General features: G+C 62.1%; 21 protein-coding genes. 5 read left to right on the top strand and 16 right to left on the bottom strand.

The features are described 5' to 3' along the window. Positions 1-2: 2 nt before the first annotated feature. Complete coding sequence (gene ligA, locus V5N13_RS02035; RefSeq protein WP_336361407.1) at positions 3-1,652, bottom strand: ATP-dependent DNA ligase LigA; 1,650 nt, start codon at positions 1,650-1,652, stop codon at positions 3-5. Positions 1,653-1,738: 86 nt separating this feature from the next. Between ligA and V5N13_RS02030 the strand changes: the two genes are divergently transcribed. Next, positions 1,739-3,565: an SLC13 family permease gene (locus tag V5N13_RS02030; RefSeq protein ID WP_336359414.1), complete on the top strand. Its 1,827-nt coding sequence runs from the start codon at positions 1,739-1,741 to the stop codon at positions 3,563-3,565. Positions 3,566-3,629: 64 nt separating this feature from the next. Then, positions 3,630-5,180, top strand: a complete 1,551-nt coding sequence (locus tag V5N13_RS02025; protein WP_336359413.1) for a hypothetical protein — start codon at positions 3,630-3,632, stop codon at positions 5,178-5,180. Positions 5,181-5,261: 81 nt separating this feature from the next. Here the strand turns inward: V5N13_RS02025 and V5N13_RS02020 are convergent, their stop codons facing one another. Then, positions 5,262-5,399: a hypothetical protein gene (locus V5N13_RS02020; protein WP_009762047.1), complete on the bottom strand. Its 138-nt coding sequence runs from the start codon at positions 5,397-5,399 to the stop codon at positions 5,262-5,264. Positions 5,400-5,452: 53 nt separating this feature from the next. Between V5N13_RS02020 and V5N13_RS02015 the strand changes: the two genes are divergently transcribed. After that, positions 5,453-6,727: an RNA-guided endonuclease InsQ/TnpB family protein gene (locus tag V5N13_RS02015; protein WP_336359412.1), complete on the top strand. Its 1,275-nt coding sequence runs from the start codon at positions 5,453-5,455 to the stop codon at positions 6,725-6,727. Positions 6,728-6,776: 49 nt separating this feature from the next. Here the strand turns inward: V5N13_RS02015 and V5N13_RS02010 are convergent, their stop codons facing one another. The 3 genes from V5N13_RS02010 to V5N13_RS02000 all read right to left on the bottom strand — a co-directional run bounded on the left by V5N13_RS02010 (position 6,777) and on the right by V5N13_RS02000 (position 8,521). After that, entirely contained in the window at positions 6,777-7,337 is a 561-nt protein-coding gene (locus tag V5N13_RS02010; RefSeq protein WP_336359411.1) for a hypothetical protein, read from the bottom strand. Positions 7,338-7,493: 156 nt separating this feature from the next. Next, the gene (locus V5N13_RS02005) at positions 7,494-8,219 is read right to left on the bottom strand and encodes a proteasome subunit beta (RefSeq protein WP_336359410.1); all 726 of its coding nucleotides are present in this window, start codon (positions 8,217-8,219) and stop codon (positions 7,494-7,496) included. 131 nt (positions 8,220-8,350) lie between these two features. Continuing rightward, positions 8,351-8,521 (bottom strand): hypothetical protein, encoded by a 171-nt coding sequence (locus tag V5N13_RS02000; protein WP_336359409.1) that lies wholly within the window; start codon positions 8,519-8,521, stop codon positions 8,351-8,353. 279 nt (positions 8,522-8,800) lie between these two features. Here V5N13_RS02000 and V5N13_RS01995 point away from each other — a divergent pair, with 279 nt between their 5' ends. Together V5N13_RS01995 and V5N13_RS01990 are read left to right on the top strand one after the other, a co-directional pair. After that, a complete protein-coding gene (locus tag V5N13_RS01995) occupies positions 8,801-9,160 on the top strand; it encodes a DUF555 domain-containing protein (RefSeq protein ID WP_336359408.1) in 360 nt (119 codons plus the stop codon). A 74-nt stretch (positions 9,161-9,234) separates the two neighbouring features. Next, a complete protein-coding gene (locus V5N13_RS01990; RefSeq protein WP_332899169.1) occupies positions 9,235-9,780 on the top strand; it encodes a CBS domain-containing protein in 546 nt (181 codons plus the stop codon). Here the strand turns inward: V5N13_RS01990 and V5N13_RS01985 are convergent. The 11 genes from V5N13_RS01985 to V5N13_RS01935 are packed head-to-tail and all read right to left on the bottom strand — an operon-like array spanning position 9,777 to position 22,703. After that, positions 9,777-10,667, bottom strand: a complete 891-nt coding sequence (locus tag V5N13_RS01985) for an alpha/beta fold hydrolase (protein WP_336359407.1) — start codon at positions 10,665-10,667, stop codon at positions 9,777-9,779. The two genes, V5N13_RS01990 and V5N13_RS01985, sit on opposite strands and share 4 nt — an antisense overlap. 30 nt (positions 10,668-10,697) lie before the next feature. Further along, entirely contained in the window at positions 10,698-11,681 is a 984-nt protein-coding gene (gene purM / locus V5N13_RS01980) for a phosphoribosylformylglycinamidine cyclo-ligase (protein ID WP_336359406.1), read from the bottom strand. A gap of 51 nt (positions 11,682-11,732) precedes the next feature. Continuing rightward, entirely contained in the window at positions 11,733-12,329 is a 597-nt protein-coding gene (locus V5N13_RS01975; protein ID WP_336359405.1) for a metalloprotease, read from the bottom strand. Then, positions 12,326-13,612 (bottom strand): TraB/GumN family protein, encoded by a 1,287-nt coding sequence (locus V5N13_RS01970; protein ID WP_336359404.1) that lies wholly within the window; start codon positions 13,610-13,612, stop codon positions 12,326-12,328. The genes V5N13_RS01975 and V5N13_RS01970 overlap by 4 nt, the downstream gene beginning before the upstream one ends. A gap of 48 nt (positions 13,613-13,660) precedes the next feature. Further along, entirely contained in the window at positions 13,661-14,359 is a 699-nt protein-coding gene (locus V5N13_RS01965) for an ABC transporter ATP-binding protein (RefSeq protein ID WP_336359403.1), read from the bottom strand. Continuing rightward, on the bottom strand, positions 14,360-15,133 hold the full coding sequence (locus V5N13_RS01960) for an ABC transporter ATP-binding protein (protein ID WP_336359402.1): 774 nt from the start codon (positions 15,131-15,133) through the stop codon (positions 14,360-14,362). Next, complete coding sequence (locus V5N13_RS01955; RefSeq protein WP_336359401.1) at positions 15,126-16,580, bottom strand: branched-chain amino acid ABC transporter permease; 1,455 nt, start codon at positions 16,578-16,580, stop codon at positions 15,126-15,128. The genes V5N13_RS01960 and V5N13_RS01955 overlap by 8 nt, the downstream gene beginning before the upstream one ends. Further along, positions 16,580-17,782: a branched-chain amino acid ABC transporter permease gene (locus V5N13_RS01950; RefSeq protein WP_336359400.1), complete on the bottom strand. Its 1,203-nt coding sequence runs from the start codon at positions 17,780-17,782 to the stop codon at positions 16,580-16,582. The genes V5N13_RS01955 and V5N13_RS01950 overlap by 1 nt, the downstream gene beginning before the upstream one ends. Before the next feature lie 49 nt (positions 17,783-17,831). After that, complete coding sequence (locus tag V5N13_RS01945) at positions 17,832-18,989, bottom strand: MFS transporter (RefSeq protein ID WP_332899160.1); 1,158 nt, start codon at positions 18,987-18,989, stop codon at positions 17,832-17,834. A gap of 4 nt (positions 18,990-18,993) precedes the next feature. Next, positions 18,994-20,658: a hydantoinase B/oxoprolinase family protein gene (locus tag V5N13_RS01940; protein WP_336359399.1), complete on the bottom strand. Its 1,665-nt coding sequence runs from the start codon at positions 20,656-20,658 to the stop codon at positions 18,994-18,996. After that, positions 20,655-22,703, bottom strand: a complete 2,049-nt coding sequence (locus V5N13_RS01935; protein WP_336359398.1) for a hydantoinase/oxoprolinase family protein — start codon at positions 22,701-22,703, stop codon at positions 20,655-20,657. Before V5N13_RS01935 ends, V5N13_RS01940 begins: the two co-directional genes overlap by 4 nt. Positions 22,704-22,716: the final 13 nt, after the last annotated feature.

Raw genomic sequence — 22,716 nt, 5'->3', positions numbered from 1 at the left:
GCTTACTGATTTTGGGCAAGCCGTTCGACGCGCTCCAACGAGTCTGCGTCATCGACGGTCTTGTCTTCACGCACTGAGAGGAAACGCGGGAATCTGAGGGCGTACCCAGAGGAGTACGTCGGCGAGGTCTGAATCTCCTCGTAGCCGACTTCGAACACGACTTCAGGGTGGATTTCGACCGTTTGGCCCGACTGCTGTTCGATGTGCGGTTCGAGCAGGGTCGTGAGCTCTGCGAGTTGTTCGTCGGTGATGCCCGTGGCTACCTTGCCGATAGTTTCGTAGCCCGAGTCGGTTCGTGCAGAGAGAAGGAACGTCCCGAGGAACTTCGCCCGGCGGCCCTCGCCCCACTCTGCGCCGGTCACGACGAGGTCGAGCGTCTCCACGTCCGGCTTGCGCTTGAGCCAGTTTTTCCCGCGGCGGCCCGGCGAGTACGTCGAATCCGGATTTTTGAGCATGATGCCTTCGTGACCGTCTTCGAGCGCTTCGGCTTCGATTGCTGCAATCTCGTCTGCGTCGCCCGTGACGTGGAGTTCGGAGACGCCTACGTCGAGCAGGTCGGTGAGTCGGGCGTGGCGTTCAGTGAGCGGCGCTTCTAACAGGTCGTCGCCGGCTGCGTGCAAACAGTCGAAGACGTAGAGCGAGAGTTCGACTTCCTCGCGGGCGCGGGCCACGTCGTGTTTGCGCCGGAATCGCTTGAGGACTTCCTGAAACGGGAGTGGCCGACCGTCATCGTCGGTTGCCACGACTTCGCCGTCGAGGATGGCGGGGGCGGCGACGTGTTCGTGGACGAACTCCACGATTTCCGGCAACGGCTCGGTCACCTCCTCCATGTTCCGCGAGAAGATGGTGACGTCCTCGCCGTCGGAGTGAATCTGAACACGCGCGCCGTCGTACTTGACTTCGACGGCGGCTTCCTCCCATGATTCAAGGGCATCCGTGACGGTTCCGGCCTGTGCGAGCATTGCCTGGACGGGGCGGCCGATTTCGAGGGTTAGCTCCGTGAGTCCGGCTTCACCCTCGTCGCGGGCGGTGACTGCGACGAGACCGTAGTCGTTCGAGACCTGCAAGGCGCGTTCGACCGCTTCGACGTCGACTGAAAACGCTTGGGCGATGGCGTCTCTGACGGCTCCTTCTCCCACGCCGATGCGCATCTCAGAGAGAACGAGCCGGGCGAGATATCGGGCTTCGTCGGGGTCGGTGCGATTGAACAGCCCGAACAGAATGTCGAGTTTGCGGTCTTGACTCCCCGACCCGTCTGCGGCGGCGACGCGGCGTAATTCTTCGTCCACCTCGGCGACGGTGAGTGCGTCCGTGCCACCCGTCCCAAAGGCGGCGAGACCCTGTTGGCCGCCGAAGTCGTAGCTCGCTGCGACCTCGCCAATCTCACCCATCTCGGCGAGGCGATCTTCGACCGAGGCGGCGGAAATGTTCTGTCCGGCTGCCCGGGCGAGTGCCTCGTACAAAAGGCGCGGGCCGATGTCGAGCGTGGTCGAATCGTGGGCGGGGAACACCCGGCCTTGGATGAATCGGGCGATGGTGTCGAGGTCGTCGCCCGCGTCCGCAAAGAGGGTCGTGACGAGCGAGACGATTGCTAAGTCTGCCGGCTCGGCTTCGATGGCGCGAGCGCGGTCGGCGAACGCGGCGAACTCCATTGCCGGGATGTTGTCCTCTGTGAGAATAAACGCCCCGAACGACGGTTGGGGCAATGGTAATAGTCTTGCCATGAGAAGGGCAGGGTATGGCAATCCCGCCGCCGTCAACCGGTGCGCTCGTGGTGTTCGGCCTCATCGCCGTCACGGTGGTGTTGTTCGTCACCGAACGGCTGCCCGCCGACATCACCGCGATTGCGTTGCTCGTGACCATGGTTATTCTCCAGCCGTGGACGCAAATCTCTCCACAGGAGGCGATTTCGGGCTTCTCGAACGCGGCGACCATCACCATCGTCGCCATGTACATTCTCTCTTCGGGCATCGAACAGACCGGTATCGTCACCCACCTCGGCCGTCAAGTGGGCGAGTACACGGCGGGAAGTCGCACCAAACTGCTCGCAGCCACCATCGGCATCACCGGGCCGATTGCGGGCATCATCAACAACACGCCCGTCGTCGCCGTGTTCATCCCGATGGTCACCGACCTCGCAGACCAGAGTCGGATCTCACCGTCGAAACTCTTGATTCCACTTTCCTACGCGGCGATGCTCGGGGGTACGCTCACGCTCATCGGGACGGCGACGAACATCGTCGCTTCAGACCTCTCTGCGGACCTCATCAACCACCCGTTTTCGATGTTCGAGTTCACGCCGCTCGGCATTCTCATCTTGCTGGTCGGCGCCATCTACCTGATGACGATTGGCCAGTATCTTCTCCCAGAGCGCATCCTCGCCGCGGACCTCACCGACGAGTTCGAGTTAGCCGATTATCTCGTGAAGGTCACCGTCAGCCAGAGTTCGCCGCTCGTCGGGGAGACGATAGAAGAGGCGCTTTCAGAGCGCGTCTACGACGTTGACGTCCTCCAGATAACGCGCGGCGACCGGCTGTTTCTCGCAGAGGAAACCGACCAAGAAATCGAGGTGCGCGACATCCTCACCGTGCGCGGCGACGAGAACGCGATAAGCGCCTTCGCCGCCGGTGAGTCGCTGCGCGTGTTACGAAAAGCGCCGGTGACCGAACTCGAACTAGCGCCACCCGCTGGGCCGGGAACGCTCGTCGAGACCATCATCCCGGCCGAATCCTCGCTGATCGGTCAATCCCTCGCGACCGCCCGTCTCAGAGAGCGCTACGCCGCCACGGTGCTCGCCATCCGCCGCGGTGAGGAAATCTTCCACGACCATCTGTCTGGGCCGACACTGCAGGAAGGGGACGGCTTCTTGCTCCATGCAACCGATTCGGCGCTCGAACTGTTAGCAGAGCGCGGCGAACTGCTCATCACGGAAGTCGCTCACACGAGCGCTCTCACCGAACCGGAACCACTCGACCGCAGGGCGGTTGCCCTCGCTCTCTCTATCATCGTCGGCGTCATCGCCGTGGCTGCGTTGAACCTCCTACCCATCGTTATTGCGGCACTCGGCGGCGTCGTGGCGATGGTCGTGACTGGTGTTATCCGTCCCGCAGAAGCCTACGATTCGGTGAACTGGGAGGTCATCTTCCTGCTTGCGGGCATCATCCCGCTCGGTCTCGCCATGCAGGAAACGGGCGGAGCGACGTTCCTCGGGAGCATCATCGTCGAGTACGGTGCGGTGTTCCCGGCGGTTGTCGTTCTTGGACTGTTCTATCTCCTCACTGGCTTACTCGCAGACGTGATTACGCCCGTCGCAAGCGTGGTGTTGACCATGCCAATCGCCGTCGATGCTGCGCTCGGAATCGGAGCCGAACCGTTCGCGTTCGTGCTCGCGGTGACGTTCGCCGCCTCGACGGCGTTCATGACGCCAGTGGGGTATCAGACGAATCTGATGGTATATTCGCCGGGTGGCTACCGATTTATCGACTACATCAGGGTCGGCGCGCCGCTCCAACTGTTACTCACCGTCGTGACGACCCTCGGCATCGTCGCGTTGTGGGGCGTTTGATACCGTTTCGCGAAGCCGCCGTGTGGCCAAGAGACTTTATGTCGTCCCCCTCTCACCCTCCGCTATGGACTTAGACCTCGCTGCGCAGGTCAACGACGTCCTCGAAATCGACGCAGAGGCGTTCCAAACACGGGTGGAGGAAGACGCTTCGGTCATCAAAGAGGAAGTCGCAGCAGGCACGTTCGACAACCCGCAGGCCATCATCGGCTTCGAATACGAATTCTACGCTGTCGCAGACGCCGAGGGTCGCCACGACGACGGCGGTGGCGCGGGCGAACTCATGCGCGTCCCCCGACGCCTGCTCGAATTCATCGGCTTCGAGAAGGAACTCGGGCTGCACAACGCAGAGATGTCCACGAGCCCTCAGCCGCTCAACCAGTACGGCCTCGCCGCCCAGGAGGCAGAGGTTCGCGCGCGCCTCCAGACGGCCCAAGAGTGCGTTGGCTCAGAAGGAATGCGGCTCGTGAGCGACGGCATGTGGACCATCCCGCCCGAGGGTGAGTCGGCGCGCGAGTACCTGACCAACAGCATCCGCGACGGTGACGTCACGATTGCGACCAACATGTCCGACTCGGTGCGCTATCACGCGATGGCGAACCGCAAAGACGGCCTTGACGCCGGGATGCGCCTTGAGGCACCACACGTCTCGCTGCAAGCGGATACGGTGATGCCAGAGAGCCTCATCACGTCGATTCAACCGCACTATCAGGTCGCACAGGCGCGCGACCTCCCACAGCACTTTCGCTATGCGCTTCGGTTCGCCGGGCCGGTGCTCGCCCTTGGCGTGAACGCGCCGTTCTTCCCGGTCGACCTCTACGACGAGGACGCCACCACCGCCGAGATTCTCGACGATGCGTGGATGGAAAATCGCATCAGCGTGTTCGAGACCGCGCTCAATCCGGCCACGGGCGAAGAAGGAAAAGTTCGGTTCCCCCGCGACATCGACAGCGTTGAGGAAGCCATCGACAACATCGTCGAAGATTCGACGCTCGTCCCAATGCCCGTCTCCGCCTCAGACCGCTTCGACGACAAGTTTGCCCACTTCCGGATGAAACACGGCACCTACTGGCGGTGGGTTCGCCCGGTCTTTGGCGGCCCAACGCGGTCTGCGGCGAACGCCCGCATCGAATTCCGGCCCATCCCCGCCCAGCCAACCGTCCGCGACTCCATTGCCTTCCAAGCAATGTTCGCCGGACTGATGGAGAGCCTGCCGCGGCGCGAACACCCTGTCGCAGACTTAGACTGGCAGTTCGCAGAGGAGAACTTCTATGCGGCCGTCCGCGACGGGCTGGACGCAGACATGCGGTGGATTACGAACGACGGCCGCGAGACGACCAACCTAGAGGAGTTGTACGAAGACCTCTTTGCCCACGCAAAAGACGGCCTGAAACTGCGTGGTCTCTCAGACGAAGAAGCCGCGAAATACCTCTGGCCGCTTCGGATGCGCGCACGCCACCGCATGACGCCAGCGAAGTGGAAACACGACGAAGTCACCGACCGCGTTGAAAGCGGCGAGTCGTTCGCAGACGCGCTCTCGGGGATGCAACGGGCCTACATGCGAAAGCAAAAAGACACGCTCATCGAGGGCACGTTTGCGAAGTGGGCAGATATCTGAGCTACCTGAATCAAGGAGAGAGTCCCGGCCTTTAGGCCGGGCGTGAATCCGACACTATATTACACAATCCACGTTCGACGCTTACTCCGGGGTATCCTCCCTGACCTTCTTTTCGCCTTCGAGGAGCAAACCCTTCCACGTCAACCCACGATGTTTTTTCAGTTCCTTCAACCGCTCGTACTGTTCATCATCATCAAACTCGATGCGAATTGCAACCATACAATATCACACAAAACCCACACTTATGTGTGTTCGGGCGCAACCAGTAATTGATGAAGCGAACCAACACGTTCGAGGTGGTTCCACAATCCGACGAGGACGGGGAGTTACTTCGACGCGTGTTGGACGCTTCTGCCGCTCTCTGGAACGAGATCACCTACGAGCGCCGCGAGAACTATGCTGACCCAGACAGCGACGTGTGGGAAATCAGCGAGTATCGCAGTCGCTACGGCGGAACACTCGGCGCTTCAACGGTTCAACAAATCGAACGCAAGAACCGCGAAGCGTGGCGGTCGTTCTTCAGCCTCAAGAAGAAAGGCGAAGCCAACGGCAAACCCGGCTTCTGGGGCAATTCCGAAGACGGACGAGAACTCCGCACGTACATCAGAAACACATCGTACTCTGTTGAGTGGGGAGAATACTCCCGACTCGAAATTCTCGTCGGCAAAGACCTGAAAGACGAGTACGGTCTTGGACACCGCGAACGCCTCCGACTCGAAGTCCGAGGCGACCCCAATTGGAAGGAGTACGACAAGCAGGGTCGGTTGGAGTTGTTCTACGACGAACACGCACAAACGTTCAGGGCCTTTCAGCCAGTCACCGTCGATGATTCTCGGCTGGCACAACCACTGGGTTCGGAAGAAGCCGCTCTGGATATTGGTGCAAACAATCTCGTCGCCTGCACAACCACAACCGGCCAGCAATACCTGTACGAAGGACGCGACCTGTTCGAGCGGTTCCGCGAGACGACGAGAGAAATCGCCCGCCTTCAATCACTGTTGGAAGAAGGTCGGTACAGTAGTCATCGTATCCGACGCCTGTACGACCGGCGTACCAAGCGACGTGACCACGCTCAAGACGCACTCGTCCGTGACCTCATCGAACGTCTCTACGATGAGGGCGTTTCGACGGTGTACGTCGGGGCGTTGACGGATGTGCTTGACACGCACTGGTCGGTGGAGACGAACGCAAAGACGCACAATTTCTGGGCGTTCCGAGCGTTCGTGAACCGACTGGTGTGTACCGCCGAAGAATACAGTATGTCGGTTGAGGTTCGGTCTGAGGCGTGGACGAGTCAAACGTGTCCAAACTGCGGTTCGACAGAGGACACGATTCGCCACAGGGATACGGTGACGTGTCCGTGTGGTTTCGAGGGGCACGCCGACCTGACGGCTTCAGCGACGTTCCTGAAGCGGCAGACAACGGTAACACGGTCGATGGCACGGCCTGTATGCCTCAAGTGGGACGACCATAACTGGTCAGAGTCACCACGCTCAGTTCCCAACGTGGCACATACGAACCCGCAAGTTGCCTCCGTGGGTCGGTAAGCGATACCCCCAGCGCGAGGAAACCCCGGCGTTCACGCCGGGGAGGATGTCATACCACGTCTTCTTCTTCTTCTTCCTCGCCAAACAGTCGGGAGACGACCTGCGAAAACGAGACCAGTGGTTCGCGCCGGCGCGAGGCCGCAATCCAATTCGTTTGCCACTCGCCGTCTTTCAGCATGACGGGAACCTGTTTGCCAAGCAGCTCTTCGACTTCGCTCGGGTGTACCTTGCAGTAGGCGAGAAACCGCTCAAATTTCGAGGTTCCATCGAGTTTGTCGGGCGTTTTGAACCAGAGGCTGGTGTAGGTCTCGTTCTCTGTCGGGACGGCAACCACGACCTGAATTCCTTCGACTGGCGGTCCGGTGAAAATCCACTCTTTCGTCCGCCGGGTGCGTTCGCGCACGTCCACGATGATGCCGTGGTTGATGTAGCGGGCGCTTTCGAGCACGTCGAGTTTCGCTTGCACGCCAACGAGCGACCCGTGGGTGACCGCAGCGCGTGTTTGTAAAAAATGGGTTGTGGCGTACGAAAGGAGGATGATACTGCCCAGTATGACTGCGAGCGGAACGAGCACGACCAGCACGATGAACGTCGTATCGAAATTAACCATTGGCAAGCCTCGGACACCCGACGAGATGCGTGACAGAAATTCGCGTGCAGTGGTGATAATGATTCGCGTGGTCGCTCACGCCCTGTACTCGTGAGAACTACCGCTCAGGGAACCGACGATGTAAGAAAACAGCGCTGATGCGAAAACAGCGACGCTCTATAAGACTTCGTTGAAGTCTTTGTGCCCGTGGATATCGACGCCCTCGTGGGTGATCTCTGCGATGTAGACACCGTTACCGGAGCCGGTGTCGCGTTCGACGGCTGCCTTCACGCCCGCGGCGGCCACGCCGATGGCTTCCTCGTTCGAGAGGCCGGGTTCGTAGAGGCGTTCGAGCGTCCCGTAGGCGACGGTCAGGCCGGAGCCGGTGACCGTGTAGTCGTCTTTCATGACGCCGCCTGCGGGGTCGATGCTGTAGACGTGGTGGCCGTCGTCGTCGACGCCGCCGAGAATTGGCGTCGTTGGGAGGCCACGGCACATGTGACCCGCGAGGGTGGAGAGTGCCTTCATGGACATCTCCTCGCCGCGACGGGACTGGTAGAGGTTGGCTTCCGCGCGTAGGGAGCGAATCAGCATCTGTGCGCCGCCGACGGAGCCAACGAGCGTGAGCGCGCCGGTTGGGTGAATCTGTTCGACCTTCTGGACGTCTTTGTTGGAGACAAAGCGGCCGCCGAGGGAGGCGCGCATGTCGGTCGCAATGATGACGCCATCTTCGGTCGTGAGGCCAATGGTCGTCGTCCCGGTGGAGTTGACCATGTCGTTGTCGATTTTGCTGGCGTCGAACTCAGGAATCGAAGCGAACGAGGACGCATACGGGTTTGCATCCTGGGGGGCAAAGCGGTTTAGGTTCCGAGAGAACTCAGAGCCAATCGTTGGGTCTCGCATTGCGTGTTCCTAGTTGCCGAGTACTGATAAAACCACCTCTTCAGGGTGAAACCACCCGGTGGCTGGGGGTTTAGGCGGTCGCTTTCCGACCCGAATGCTTAAAAAGAGTTGCGTCGGTCGCTTCGTCGTCGTCAGCGCTCGTCCACCGAGTCGATGGCCATCTCAAGCCGGTCGATGATGCGGTGGATTGGCAGCGGGATGCCGAGGCGGCGTGCGCCGAGGGCGAGTGGCAAGAGGAGAATTCCAGCGAAGATACTCAATTGGTACAGGGTCAACAGCGTTGCGCGGTACAGGCGGTTCATTTCGTCTTCAGTTGATGCTGCCGAGGGGGGTGTATATAAGCATTCCCCACGCGTCGGAACTGAAATGCGGGGTGGTATCACCGCACACCGGCGCGCCTGCTGTCGATTCAATCAGACTTGATTTCGATACAACAAAATCCACAGTCGATGGCGAGATTTCTATCAGCACGCAATGAGCAATCCCATTCCTACGCATAAGTTATCGCGATAATTTCGGTAGCGTGCGCGGGTCGCAGAGAAATCACAACGCTTCAAACCCCCCGACGACTGAGTAGGGGTATGAGTGATTATTTGGTCGCAATGGAAGCCGCCTGGTTGGTCAGAGACGTAAGGCAGATCGACGACGCAATCGGCGTCGCGGTCAGCGAAGCAGGGAAGCGACTGAACCAGAAGGACATGGACTACGTCGAAGTCGAAGTCGGCGTCACCGGCTGTCCCGCCTGTGACGAGCCGTTCGACTCCGCGTTCATCGCCGCGAACACGGCGCTCGTTGGCCTCCTTCTCGAGATGAAGGTGTTCAACGCAGACAGCACCGAGCACGCCCAGCGCATCGCAAAGAGCGAAGTCGGTGGCGCACTCCGCGACGTGCCACTCAACGTCATCGAGACGTTCGAACTCGACACCGAAGACGAACAGTAAGCGACGCTCTACGTTTTCAGCAACATCGCCAGACCAACCGAAGGTTTTTCGTATAACCCATAGTAATTTTGCGTATGGAACTGCCGACCCCAGCGGACCTCCGGGAACGACGCACCGGGCTGGGTCTCACCCAAAGCGAACTTGCGAACCGGGCGGGCGTGTCCCAACCGCTCATCGCGCGCATCGAAGGCGGCGACGTAGACCCACGACTCTCGACGCTTCGTCGCATCGTCAACGCGCTGCAAGAAGCAGAAGGCGACATCCTGCGGGCCGAAGACCTGATGCACGAAGACGTCATCAGCATCGCTCCGGACGACAGCGTCAGAAACGCAATCGAGCAGATGCTGAAGGCTGGCTTCTCTCAGCTACCCGTTCTTCACGACGGCTATCCAGTTGGCCTCATCAGCAACTCGGATATCCGCAAAGCCGGCGACACCGAGAACGCAGGCGACCTGCCAGTTTCTGAAGTGATGCGCGAGTCCATCACAACGGTCACCCCCGAGGCGACGCTCGACGAAATCGACAACCATCTCAACCATCACGACGCCGTCATCGTCATCGACTCCGGGCAGATGGTCGGCATCATCACCGAAGCCGACATCGCTGCCCACCTCAGCTAAGCTTCTGCTTCGAGATGGGCGCACAGCGCCTCATTTACGCCCGTTGGCTCTTCTACGTGTACCCAGTGTGAAGCGCGCTCGAAGCGTTTGAGCCGCCCTGCTTCACAGTACTCCAAACTTAGCGTCGCCAACTCCGGACGCAGCGCGGTGTCGTCTGTCCCCCAACAGATGAGCGTCGGCGCGCGAACCGGCGTTTTCGGCGGAAGCGGCCCGGCGAGGGGCATCGCCCGATACCAGTGTATCATCGACCTGAGCGCCCCGTTTCGGCTCCACGCCTCGTGATAGTACTGCATCACACCCTCGTGGAAGATGCCGGGTCGTGAGCTGTCGGTGAGCAACAGTTCGAGCGTTGCCTGCCGGTTTCTCCCGAGCGTCCACTCCGGAAGCAGTGGGATAAAGAAGAAAAAGATGTACCAGCTTCTGAGCAACTGTCGTGGATTCGTCGCCAACGCGGTGGCGAACACCCGAGGGTGTGGTGCGTTGAGGATACAGAGTCGGTCTACCATGGCGGGATAGCGCGTCGCACAATCCCACGCCACGCCGCCGCCCCAGTCGTGGCCAACGAGGTGTGCCGAATCACGGCCTTCAGACCGGATGAGGGCGACAACGTCGCCCGCGAGTTTCGAGATGCGGTAGGCGCGGACGCCCGCCGGTTTGTCGCTCAGGTTGTAGCCGCGCTGGTCGGGGACGAGCACGCGAAAGCCCGCCTCAACGAGCGCCGGAATCTGTTTGCGCCAGCCGAACCAGAAATCCGGAAACCCGTGCAGGAGGACGACGAGTGGGCCGTCTTCCGGGCCGGCAGTGATGACGTGTAGGGTCACGTCGTTCACCTCCCGATACTCGGATGTAAGGGAACTTGAGGAGGGGAGCGAGGCGTCGGGAGACATATCTGAAAAAAGGAGGGGTGCGTGAAGTACTTAGTCGAGCGTCAGGCCGCGAATCGACACGGTACCGTCGCCGGCTTCGACGTGCCCAATGAGTTTTCCGTCGTCGGTGGCGGCGACCAGTTTCTCCGCATCGTCCGGCGAGCAGGCGACGACGAAGCCGGTGCCCATGTTGAACGTCCGGTACATCTCCTCGTCTGCGACCTTGCCTTCACGCTGGATGAACTCGAACACCGGCTGTGGCTCGAAGGCGTCCGTGATTTCGTAGTGGTGGTCGCCCATGCGCGTGAGGTTCGTCCAGCCGCCACCCGTGACGTGGGCTGCGGCGTGGGTGTGGTGCTCTCTGAGTGCTGGGAGGATGTCAGCATAAATCCGCGTCGGCGTGAGCAGTACTTCGCCCACGGACTTCGACTCGTCGCCTGGGAATGGGTCGGTGTAACTGTGATTTCGCGTGGCGGCCGTCCGCGCGAGGGTGAGGCCGTTCGAGTGAACCCCAGAAGACGGGAAGCCTACGAGCGCATCGCCAACCTCGGCTTCACCGGGGAACATCGCGTCTTTCGGTGCGAGTCCGGCGCACGTCCCCGCGAGGTCGAGGCCTTTGATGACGTCTGGCATCACCGCAGTTTCGCCGCCGACGAGCGCGACGCCCGCCTGCTTTGCGCCCTCAGCGAGGCCTTTGCCAACCTGCTCTGCGATCTCGTCGTTCGGTACGTCGATGGCGAGATAATCGACAAATGCGACCGGTTCGATGCCCGCGGCAACGAGGTCGTTCGCGTTCATCGCCATGCAGTCGATGCCGATAGTGGAGTAGTCGTGAAGTTCCTCCGCGACGAGGAGTTTCGTCCCCACGCCGTCGGTCGCAAGCCCGAGATAGCGGTCGCCAATATCGACGACGCCCGCGTAATCGCCTGCTAGGTCGCCAACAGCGCCGATGAGCGCTGCGGTTGCTTGTTCGCTCGCGTCGATGTCCACGCCCGCCTTCGAGTACGTAAGTTCCTCTGCGTCCTCGTCGGTCATGCCTGAGAGCGGGTTGGATGGAACAAAAAGGACTCCGATTCCTCGGCCTCGTTACGTGAGGCCGAATCGGAACAGCGCGAGGAGCGCGAGGGCCGCACTCGGGAGGAACACGAGGAGGAACACGAGTTTGCTCCACCGAAACACGCTCTTGCCGTCGAGCGGGCCAAAGGGAAGCATGTTGAATCCTGCGAGCAGGAGGTTGATGGTCAAGCCGAGTTGCCCAACGTAGCCAAGCGCGCCGCCCACGCCGAACGCGAGCGGCGCGAATACGGCCGCGAGCAGGAGGTTCGTGACCGGCCCGGCGAGGGCAATCAGGCCATTTTCGCGCTTGGTGACGTTGCGTCCGGCGTGATACACGGCTCCCGGCGCGGCAAAGAGGAAGCCTGCGAGTCCGGCCGCGACGGCGAGCATTAGCATGCCGTAGTCGGCGCGAAACTCCGCGACCTGCCCAAAGCGGATGGCCGTCACCTTGTGGGCCAACTCGTGGAGGAGGAAGCCGATGCCGACGGTGAGCATACTCACGCCGATGACGAGCGGCAATTGAGCTGATTGAACGATACTTGGCCCGGCGAGGAAAAACGTAAACGCCACGCCGAGGGCAATCCACGCGACGACGAGGTCTTGGATTTCTTTTGCGCTAAAATTCATGTAAACTGCCTCAAGATGAGGTCTGCGCTGTTTTCTGCGCCCTGTACCATCAGCCGGGCGACGCCGTCTATACCGCCGACGTCAGCGGCCATGTACGGCAGGACGACGAAGGCGAACAGCACGCTCGCAATCATGCTGCCGATGTTGGTCATCGCCACGATGAGGATAAGCCGGAACAGCGGGACGGCTTTCATCCGCGACCACAGTTCGCCCATTGGGCTGTCCTCGTCAGAGAGGATGTCGTTGAGTTTGCCGATGTCCGTGATGTTGACGCTCGTGTAGCGAAGTTCGACGTAGCCCGAAAACCAACCCGGTGCGAGCAACGGATTCACGCTCGTCATCCACGCCACGGCTCCGCCAACGGTCGCACTTGACCAGTGGGCACCGGCGAGTTTGGCGAGCGTGAACGAGAAAATCCCGTTTATCAGGAAGAAGGCGACGAACAGTTCGAGCAGGAAGCCGTTGCGTGCGCCTGCCATCGCGAGCAGGATGAAGAACACGAGAAAGCCGAGCGTGAACAGGTAGCCAAACGCCTTGTACACAGAAAATCGCTTCTTCTGGACGCCGACGAGACTCTGCATCGGCGGGAGCGTTGCCGGGTTTTCGAGGTAGCCAAGAATCCCTGCGCGGTGGCCCGCGCCGACGATTGCGACCACGTCGAAGCCCTGTTCGCGCAGCGCCACGAGGCGGTGGGCGATGAAGGCGTCGCGTTCGTCAATCAGGGCCTCTGCCCCGCCCGGCGAAAAGCGACGGAACTCAGCCATCATCGCGGTGACCACGTCTGCGTTGGTCAGGTCGTCCATGTCGATGTCTTCTGCCTCGTCACCGAATCCGGCGAGGCCGACGGTCAACTGCCAGAGCATCCTGAGCTTCTCGAGGAAGGTCATCCGCGCCCAGAAGCGCTGGATGGTCACTTGGATGTCGCGGTCAACCAGCGCGACATTGATTCCCAACGACTCTGCGGTTTCGACCGCCGCCATCATGTCCGCGCCGGGCTTGATGTCGAAGCGCTCGCCCATCCGGGTCTGAATGTACGAAAGCAGCCAGTAGGCGAGAAACTGAAACACCGTGTTTCCGTGGAGCAGGTCGCTTGCGTCGAGGTTGTCTGGCGTCTCGCCTTTGAGTTGGCGATAGCGCCCCTCGTCGAGTTCGACGGCGACCACGTCCGGGCGTTTGTCGTCGATGACCTGCTCTACTTCGGCAACGCTGTCGGCGGAGACGTGGGCTGTCCCCACGACGCGCACGCTGCCTTCTGCGGGGGACGGCTCCGCGGACTCACTCATCACCTCCGTTACAGGGGCGCGGCTTTTACCGTTGTCGGAGTCACCGACTTAGCCTCCGAGGAACCGCTGGCGAACCTCTTCGTCTGCCAGTAATTCGTCGCCCGGCCCGTCGTAGGCGTTCTCACCGTTTACGAGAACGTAGCCGCGGTCACACCGGCGGAGTGCTTCCTTCGCGTTCTGCTCGACCATCAGAATCGCGGTGCCCGCCTCGTTGATTTCGTCGATTTTGTCGAACATCTCATCGACCAAATCCGGGGCAAGCCCGGCGGATGGTTCGTCGAGCAACAGCAACTCCGGTTCGAGCATCAGCGCACTGCCCATCGCGAGCATCTGGCGCTGGCCGCCGGACATCGTTCCGGCGCGCTGGCGCTTGCGTTCTTCGAGGATGGGGAACCGCTCGAAGACGGCGTCGATGGCCGCCTGCGTCTCGCTGTCGTCGATGTACGCGCCCATCTCCAGATTCTCTTGGACGGTCATCGTCGGGAAGATGTTGTCCGACTGCGGGACGAAACCAATCCCCCGCTGGATAATCTCAGGCGTGTCCACGCCCTGAATCTGTTCGTCGCGAAACGAGACGCTGCCGCCCATGTGCGTCGTCAGGCCGAAGACGGACTTCATCGCGGTCGATTTGCCCGCGCCGTTCGGCCCGACAATTGTCACGTACTCGCCGGCTTCGACCACCATGTCCACGTCGGTGAGAATCTGGAGGTCACCGTAGCCCGCGTCGAGATTCGCGATTTCGAGCATTCAGACCTCCTCCCCGAGGTAGGCCTCGATGACGCGTTCGTCGTGCTTTACCGCCTCCGGTTCGCCCGCCGTGAGCACCTGTCCTTGGTGCATGACGACGACGCGTTCGCAGGTTTCCATGATGATGTCGATGTCGTGTTCGATGAAGAGGAAGCTGTACCCCTCCGCTTCGAGGTCGTGGATACGCGCGAGAATCTTGCGTTCGAGCGTCGGATTCACGCCCGCGAGTGGTTCGTCTAGGAGAACCATGTCCGGTTCGGTGAGCAGGACGCGGGCGAGTTCGAGCAGTTTTCGCTGCCCGCCCGAAAGCGTCCCGGCTTTCGCGTCGAGGACGTGGTCAATTTCCAAGAACTCGGCCATCTCCGCCGCCTTCCGACGGACGCGGCGTTCGTCCTCCGCGAACGAGTCGCCGCGAAGCCACGCCGTGGCGAGGTTCTCACCGCTCTGGGCTTTCGGTGCGAGTTGCAGGTTCTCGCGGACGGTCATCTCCGGCAGTTCGCGCGGAATCTGGAACGTCCGAACCAACCCCTCGTCCGCGATTGCAGACGGTCGCTTGCCAGTGATGTCCGTCCCCGCGAAGGTGACGCTGCCTGCATTCGGCGTGAGAAAGCCCGTGACGCAGTTGAAGAAGGTCGTCTTTCCCGCGCCGTTCGGGCCGATGAGGCCGGTGATGCCGTCGCCGACTTGCATGTCGAGGCCGTCGATGGCGGTAATCCCACCAAAGTGCTTTTCTAAGCCCTGAATGTCGAGGATTGGATTCTGGATATCAGTCATCGCTCACACCTCCCCGGCCAAGGTCGATGTCGTAGTCCTGCTCGCCGAGCATCCCCTCCGGCCGGTAGTAGAGGATGACGATGAGCAGCGCCCCGATGAGGATGAGACGGAGTGCGGCGAGCTGTTGGGCGTACTCGCTCGGGAAGAAGTCATCGAGGAAGCGCGTCCCCGAGTTGATGACCCAGAACACGGCAGTCCCGAGGATAACCCCGCGATTGTTCGCCGTCCCGCCGATGATGACGGCCGTGTAGGCGAAGAACGTCACCGTTGAGGCGAACTGCGTCGGGTCGATGAAGCCGATGTTCGCGGCCCACAGCCCACCGGCCGCTCCGGCGAGCGCAGAGCCGAACATCAGACTCTGAATCTTGTAGCGGAAGGTCGGCTTTCCGAGCGCCTCCGGCACGGTTTCGTCGTCACGAACCGCCCGCAGGACGCGCCCGTACGGGCTGTTCACGGTACGCTGGACCCACCAGTATGCGCCCGCGAGGAGGACGAGCGTAAACAGGAAGAAAAAGCGGTCGTAGTCAAGGCCGCCTGCGCTTCCGGCGTTCGCGTCGTAAAGCCAGAACAGGTTGAGCAGCAGGTCGCTCGTGTTGCCCTCAGTGACGAGTTCGACGAGCGGTTGGCCGAGATACCACAGACTGAACAGGATGGCCGAAACGAGCGCGAGAAGCGAGCCGACGTGGTCGGTTTCGCGGAGCGCCTGTCGTCCGAGCACCACCGCACCCACGAGCAAGAGGAACGCGATGGTGTTGTCCACGTTGAGCGAGAAAATGCCGAGGTTCACGACGAGTCCGAGCATCGTCGTGATGACGAAGATGAGACTCCCCGCGAGTGCGAGCGTAGCTCCCACGCCAAGCGTGGCTTCGCGCGCCGAGAGCGGTCGGACGACCTTCACCGTGCGATAGCCCACGTAGCCGAGTGCGAGCACCGAAGGCAGGCCAAAGATGAGCAGGTTGAGCTGGAAGCTTCCCGTTCCGATTGGGAACACACCAGCGAGCGGGCGTGGAATCTCACGAATTCCGAACGCGCCGTTGAACAGCCAGCGTTCGTTGTGGAACACGGCGTTCAGGATGGTCGCAATGCCGAGAGCGGTAATCGCCAGATAGTCCTCGCGCAGTCGGATGGTCGGAATCCCGACGAGCAGCGAGACGAGTGCCGCGGCGAGCATACCGAGGACGAGCGCGAGTCCCCATCCGAGCAGGTCGCCACCCGGAACACCGGCGAACATGGTGGCGAGGCCGAGCCCGGAGAGTCCTTCGTAGGTCGATGAGATGCCCGCGGGCATTGCGAGGAAGACGGTGACGTACGCGCCAATCATGAAGTAGGCGACGTGCCCGAAGTCAATGAGGCCGGTAAAGCCGAACTTGACGTTCAACCCCAGCGCGAAGAGGCTGTAGATGGTGACGAACGTCATGAGACTGATGAAGAAATCAGCAAGCGCCATCAGACATCACCCCACAGACCCTCAGGTTTCACAAGCAACACTGCGATGAGGATGACGAAGGCGATTGCCGTCCGGTAGGTCGCAAACTCAGCAGGCAGCAAGAACACGCCCACGTCCATCGAGACGCCGATGATGAGACTGGCGAGTACCGCGCCGTACGGCGAGGTGATCCCGCCCATGATGACGGCGGCGAAGATGGGAAGGAGGAGGGAAAAGCCCATATTCGGGTTCAGGTTGCTCGCAAACCAGCCGGTCAGAATCCCCGCGAGCGCGGTGAGCAGCGCCGCGATGACCCACACAACGAGCTGGATGCGGTCGATGTTCACGCCGCGAATCTCCGCGAGCGCCATGTTGTCCGCCGTCGCGCGCATCGCCCGACCCGTCCGGGTTCCCTTGAGCAGGAGGTTCATCGCAAGCATCGTGACGAGCGTCAGCCCGAGGATGACGCCGTACTTGATGCTCACGCCGACGCTCGTAGACCACGCCGCCGCGTCGATGGCGTGGGGTGCGCCTTGCAGCACGGTTGCAAGCACGGCGAGCGTGGCGACACCAGCAGCGACGCCGAGAACTCGCGGCGAGACGAGGTGTACCGTCTCGAAGCCCGTGTCGTCGGTGCGCCAGCGATACACGGCGACGCCTGCGGCGATGGCGACGCCGACGATGACGAGGAGGCTGAGCCAGCCGTAGCCCCATTCGCCGAGGGTGACGAGGTCGCCCGCTTGGCGTTGAACCGTCTGGACGCTGAGGCCGTTGCCAGTCAGGTAGAGTTCGACGTTCGTGTTCGTCACGCGTTCGGTGTTGTAGTTGATATTCCCCGAACCGACAAGGAACAACACGACGTTGCGCAACACGAGCGCGAGGCCGAGCGAGACGATGACCATCGTGATGAGGTCTGCGCCTTTCGACCGGAACCTGCGGAAGATGGCGAGTTCGTACACCGCGCCAGTTCCTCCGGCGACGGTGATGCCGACGATGCCAGCCGCGACGAGCGGCAGGCCCCCGAAGTCGGGGACGAACGGCACCGCACCGGGTTTGTTGAGCGCGAGCGTCAGATACGCGCCGATGGTAATCATGTCGCCGTGGGCGAAGTTCGGGACTTCCGCGATGGAGTAGATGAGCGAGAGGCCAAGTGCGCCCGCTGCAATAATCGTGCCCGTAATTAATCCCTGTAAAATCGCGTCGAGGAGGCCCGCCGATGCCATCAGCGGGTCACCTCCGCGGTCTGTGCGTCCGTGTGGGTGGTGTTCCGAATCATGAGTGCTGAATCTGGGGTGAGAACTGTTTCGTGCCGAGTAAAGTGGCCGCGACGAGCGCGACGAGGTTGAGCGCGGCGAGCAGGACGAATCCACTCGCGTACTCGCCGGTTGCGTCGCGGAGCGCGCCCGTGACCGCGGGCAAAATCAGGGCCGCAACGTTTCCCGCCGCGACGACGACCGCGATAGCCGTCCCCGCAGAGAGCGTCGCTCCGGCGGCGACGTTGAACACTGCGCCGAAGGGAACCGACACGGCGAGCATCGCCACGACTGGCAAGATGAGCAAGAGCGGCGACGGCGAGAGGACGGCGAGTGCGCCAAAACAGACTGCGGCGACAGCGGTTGCACCGCCGATAAACCACGGGTCGCCAAGCGACCATTGCCAGACGATGGTGCCACCGGCGATGCGCCCGGCGGTCGCCGTGAGCAACACGACCACGTTGAGCGGGCCGGTGACGTTCAAATCCGTAGCGAACGCCGTGATGAACGTAGAGAGCGTGATGTATGAACTGATAATCGCAATGTAACAAAGTGACGCGAGGACGACCGACGGGGAGAGGACGGATGACAGGGTTTCGCGGGTCCTCTCCCCTGAGGGGGCCGTCTGTGCGTCGTGACGCTCGCGCCAGAGTGCGACGAGCGCCGGTACGGAAAGCAGCGCGCCCGGGCTGTGCAGCAAGCCAACCTCGATGAGCGTGGGGGCGGCGGCGAAGCCGATTGCGCCGCCGAAGGTAAGCATCCCACCGAACACGCCCTGGTGGCGCGTCGCGGACGTGCCAGCGTAGAGCCGCGCGATGTGCGTCGCACCGACCGAGAGGACGAACCCACCGGCGAGTCCCCAGCACGCCCGAAGGACGAGGAGGGTCTCGTAGCTCGTCGCGAAATCGAGGGCGACGGCGAAGACGGCGTGAAACACCATCGCGCCGAACAGCAGGCGGGTCGTCGCAAACCGGGCGACGAGGTGGCTCGCGGGCACCTGCACGAGGACGAACGAGACGAGCGCCGCGCTCATGAGCAAGCCAACGGCGGTAAACCCCACGTCGTACTTCGCCATGAGCACGTCCGGGACGGCGGCGTACGCGAACGTCACGTACCCAACGGTTCCCATTGCGAGGTGAGGGGCGTACTTGAGCGTCCGTGCAGGTGCGCTGGTCATGTGTCTAGTCCTCGTAATCGTAGTGTTCGCGGGCGAATTCGGCAGACACCTTGCCGAGCCGCACGTCCCGGGCGATTGCCTCGGGGTCGCGGTCTTCGGGGGTGCCGTAGCCACCCGCACCCGGCGTCCGCACGCTCACGGTCTGGCCGGGTTCGAGGTTGTGCGTCGATTTCTGGGGCAGCTTCGTCTCCTCGCCGTCGTCGGTGAGGTAGGCTGCGCCGGTGCCGCCCGACTCGCCGCCCGCAAGTCCGTAAGGGGCGTTGACGTGGCGGTCTGCGAGCAGGCTGAACGTCGCGCGGTGATCGCGCACCTGAATGTCTCTGCGGAGGCCGAGGCCGCCGCGGAACTCACCTGCACCGCCCGAATCTTGGCGCAGTTCGTAGCGCGTCACCCGCAGTGGGTAGGCCGTCTCCAGTACCTCAATTGGCGTGTTCATCGTGTTCGACATGTGGACGTGGACGCCATCCATGCCGTCTTTGCCTGTACGACCGCCGAAGCCGCCGCCTTGGGTCTCGTAGAAGGCGTACGGCGAGCCGTCGCGGGGGTCAGTGCCCCCGAAGGTGATGTTGTTCATCGTGCCCTGACAGGCGGCGACGACGCGCTCTGGGACCTGTCCGCCGAACGCGCCGAGCACCACGTCGGTCACGCGCTGGGAGGTTTCTAAGTTCCCGCCGACGACCGCTGCCGGCAGCTTTGGATTCAAAATCGTTCCTTCCGGCGCGTGGATGTCGATTGGCCGGTAGCAGCCGTGGTTCGGCGGAATGTCGGGGTCGGTCACACAGCGGACGGCGTAGTAGGTCGCAGACGCCGTCACCGCGAACACCGCGTTCACGGGGCCGTCGGTCTGTGGGGCCGTCCCGGTGAAATCGACGTGAACCGAGTCACCATCAACCTGTACTTCTGCGACCACTGGGAGGTTCTCGTTTCCCGCGCCGTCGTCATCAAGCACGTCGTCGAACTGGTAGGTGCCGTCGGGCAGCTCCTCGATTTCCGTGCGCATCCGGCGTTCAGAGTAGTCTTTGATTTCGTCGAGTGCGGTCTCTAAGGTTTCTGTGCCGTACTTTTCGACCAATTCGGTGAATCGGCGTTTGCCCGTCTGGTTCGCTGCCTCCTGTGCTCGGAGGTCGCCGCGGCGTTCGTCCGGTGTGCGGACGTTCGAGAGAATCATCTCCATCACCGGATCGTTCACCTCGCCACCGGCAAACAGCTTCACGGGTGGAATGCGCAGGCCTTCTTGATAAATTTCCGTCGAGTCTGCGGCCACGCTGCCCGCACGCGCCCCACCGATGTCGGCGTGATGCGCGCGGTTCGCGGCGTAGGCGACGATATCACCGTCTACGAACACGGGCGTCACGAGCGTCAGGTCGGGCAGATGCGCCCCACCGCGGAACGGGTCGTTGAGTAAGATGGCGTCGCCTTCAGAGAGCGTTTCCGGCGGGAAGCGGTCGATGGCGGCGGCCACCGAAAACGGCATCGCGCCGAGGTGGACGGGCATGTTTTCGGCTTGGGAGATGAGTTCCCCCGTCGCGTCGAACATCGCACACGAGCAGTCACGGCGTTCTTTGATGTTCGGCGAGTAGCCGGTGCGAATCAGGTTCGCGTTCATCTCCTCTGCGATGGCGATGCAGGCGTTTCTGATGACTTCAAGCGTGACTGAGTCGATGTTCATTGGGACACCTCCACGTGCAGGCTGCCGAAGTCGTCTATCGACACCTGCTGGCCGGGGTGGATGACGACCGTACTCTCGACGCCGCTCACGATGGCTGGTCCCTCGAAGCTCGCGCCGGTTGGGAGGTCTGAGCGGTCGTAGATGAGCGTGTTGTGCGTCTCGCCGCCAAAGGCAACCTCGCGGGAAGATGTGACGGCGTCATCGACCTCGCCGCCCGAATCGGTTGGGCGCAGGTCTGGCGTTTCGACCACACCACGCGCCCGCAGCCGGATGGTGACGAGTTCGACCGGTTCGTCGCGGTAGGCGTGCCCGTAGCGCTGTTCGTGGCGGTCGTGGAATCGCTCCGCGATGGTCGAGAGTTTCGCGTCGTCCAATTCGCCGGCCGGAACCGGTACTGACAACTCGAACGCTTGGCCCGCATAGCGCAGGTCGACCGTCCGCTCGAACTGCATCGCGGCTGCGTCTAAGTCCTCTGCGGCGAGACGCTTCTCGCCTTTTTCGGCGAACTCTGCGAACTGCGCGCCGAGTAACTCTGGCGTAATGTCCTTCCACGGCCGCACGCGCGAGGTGCTGTAGTCGTAGAGGATGTCGCTGATGAGCAACCCGAGTGCGGAGAGGACGCCTGCCGTCCGGGGTACGATGACCTTCGGGATGTCGAGTTCTTCGGCGAGTTTGCAGGCGTGCAGTGGACCTGCGCCGCCGAAGGCGACGAGGCCGAACTCGCGGGGATCGTAGCCGCGTTCGACGCTCACGACGCGGAGCGCCCGCGCCATGTTCGCGTTCGCAACGTCGAGGATGCCTTGGGCGGCCTCCGTGACCGTCATGTCGAGTGGGTCTGCGATTTGGTCGTTGACGATGCGACGCACGTCGTCGAGTTCCACGTCGAGTTCGCCAGAGAGGAACGCGCTCGGGTCGATGCGCCCGAGCAGGAGATTCGCGTCGGTAATCGTCGGTTGGGTGCCACCGCGCCCATAACAGATTGGACCGGGGTCTGCGCCTGCGGATTTCGGGCCGACGCGGAGCGCGCCACCGGCGTCAATCCACGCGATAGAGCCGCCGCCCGCGCCGACGGTATGTATGTCGATGGTCGGCACAGAGACGGGGTACTCCCCGATGTTCGTGTCAGTCGAGACGAGCGGCGTACCGTCTTCGACCAGCGACACGTCACACGAGGTGCCGCCCATGTCCATCGTGATGAGGTTTGATTCGTCGGAGAGGCCACAGACGTAGGTCGCGCCTTGGACGCCGCCTGCAGGCCCCGAGAGGAGCGTGTTGACCGGGCGTTCGCGCGCGATGTCGGCGGTGATGATGCCGCCGTTCGACTGCATGATTTTGAGTTCCGCACCGACGCCTTCGGCTTCGACTTTTTCCTCAAGTTTCCCGATGTACCGGTCCATCACCGGCTTGAGCGAGCCGTTCAGTGCCGTTGTCAGCGTGCGCTCGTACTCGCGGATTTCGGGCAACACGCCGCTCGACAGCGAGTAGGAGGCGTCTAACCCTTCTTCGCGCAGGAGTTCCCGGATGCGTCGCTCGTGGCTGTCGTCCTCGAACGAGTAGAGTAGGCTGATTGCCACGCTATCCACGTCTGCGTCGATGAGTTTTGCGGCGAGGCTTCGAACCTCGGCTTCGTCGAGTTCCGTGAGGACGTTCCCGCGTTCGTCTAAGCGCTCGCGCACTTCGTAGCGGCGGTCGCGTTCGACCACCGGAACCGGTTTTTCGACCTGAAAGTCGTAGATGTCGGGGCGGGCCTGTCTGCCGATTTCGAGCACGTCGCGAAAGCCTTCGGTCGTGATGAGGGCGGTGTCGGCCCACTCGCCTTCCAAGACGGCGTTGGTCGCAACCGTCGTTCCGTGGGCCAGAAAGCCGATTTCTGCGGCGTCGAAGCCGTCGCGCTCGCGTACTTTCCTGAGGCCGTTGATGACGCCCTCGTCGGGCGAGTCGGGCGTCGAAGGCGTCTTGCTCACCGTCACCTCGCCGTCGTGGATGGTGACGATGTCCGTAAACGTCCCACCGATATCGACGCCGATGCGCCGTTCCTCGCTCATGGGGCCTCCGCGT

It is taken from the genome of Haladaptatus sp. ZSTT2 (assembly GCF_037081775.1).
GTDB lineage: Archaea > Halobacteriota > Halobacteria > Halobacteriales > Halococcaceae > QDMS2.
This window is presented reverse-complemented; position numbering and strand designations above follow the sequence as displayed.

Bases quoted from the DNA above. Each gene is read 5' to 3' on its own strand.
- V5N13_RS02015 (WP_336359412.1), top strand. From the start codon at position 5,453: ATGAAGCGAACCAACACGTTCGAGGTGGTTCCACAATCCGACGAGGAC.
- V5N13_RS01970 (WP_336359404.1), bottom strand. From the start codon at position 13,612: ATGAGTGAGTCCGCGGAGCCGTCCCCCGCAGAAGGCAGCGTGCGCGTC.
- V5N13_RS02020 (WP_009762047.1), bottom strand. From the start codon at position 5,399: ATGGTTGCAATTCGCATCGAGTTTGATGATGATGAACAGTACGAGCGG.
- V5N13_RS01940 (WP_336359399.1), bottom strand. From the start codon at position 20,658: ATGAACATCGACTCAGTCACGCTTGAAGTCATCAGAAACGCCTGCATC.
- V5N13_RS01960 (WP_336359402.1), bottom strand. From the start codon at position 15,133: ATGACTGATATCCAGAATCCAATCCTCGACATTCAGGGCTTAGAAAAG.
- V5N13_RS01975 (WP_336359405.1), bottom strand. From the start codon at position 12,329: ATGAATTTTAGCGCAAAAGAAATCCAAGACCTCGTCGTCGCGTGGATT.
- V5N13_RS02000 (WP_336359409.1), bottom strand. From the start codon at position 8,521: ATGAACCGCCTGTACCGCGCAACGCTGTTGACCCTGTACCAATTGAGT.
- V5N13_RS02005 (WP_336359410.1), bottom strand. From the start codon at position 8,219: ATGCGAGACCCAACGATTGGCTCTGAGTTCTCTCGGAACCTAAACCGC.
- V5N13_RS01995 (WP_336359408.1), top strand. From the start codon at position 8,801: ATGAGTGATTATTTGGTCGCAATGGAAGCCGCCTGGTTGGTCAGAGAC.
- V5N13_RS01985 (WP_336359407.1), bottom strand. From the start codon at position 10,667: ATGTCTCCCGACGCCTCGCTCCCCTCCTCAAGTTCCCTTACATCCGAG.
- V5N13_RS01945 (WP_332899160.1), bottom strand. From the start codon at position 18,989: ATGACCAGCGCACCTGCACGGACGCTCAAGTACGCCCCTCACCTCGCA.
- V5N13_RS01965 (WP_336359403.1), bottom strand. From the start codon at position 14,359: ATGCTCGAAATCGCGAATCTCGACGCGGGCTACGGTGACCTCCAGATT.
- V5N13_RS01955 (WP_336359401.1), bottom strand. From the start codon at position 16,580: ATGGCGCTTGCTGATTTCTTCATCAGTCTCATGACGTTCGTCACCATC.
- V5N13_RS01935 (WP_336359398.1), bottom strand. From the start codon at position 22,703: ATGAGCGAGGAACGGCGCATCGGCGTCGATATCGGTGGGACGTTTACG.
- purM (WP_336359406.1), bottom strand. From the start codon at position 11,681: ATGACCGACGAGGACGCAGAGGAACTTACGTACTCGAAGGCGGGCGTG.
- V5N13_RS01990 (WP_332899169.1), top strand. From the start codon at position 9,235: ATGGAACTGCCGACCCCAGCGGACCTCCGGGAACGACGCACCGGGCTG.
- V5N13_RS01950 (WP_336359400.1), bottom strand. From the start codon at position 17,782: ATGGCATCGGCGGGCCTCCTCGACGCGATTTTACAGGGATTAATTACG.
- V5N13_RS02010 (WP_336359411.1), bottom strand. From the start codon at position 7,337: ATGGTTAATTTCGATACGACGTTCATCGTGCTGGTCGTGCTCGTTCCG.
- ligA (WP_336361407.1), bottom strand. From the start codon at position 1,652: ATGGAGTTCGCCGCGTTCGCCGACCGCGCTCGCGCCATCGAAGCCGAG.
- V5N13_RS02025 (WP_336359413.1), top strand. From the start codon at position 3,630: ATGGACTTAGACCTCGCTGCGCAGGTCAACGACGTCCTCGAAATCGAC.
- V5N13_RS02030 (WP_336359414.1), top strand. From the start codon at position 1,739: ATGGCAATCCCGCCGCCGTCAACCGGTGCGCTCGTGGTGTTCGGCCTC.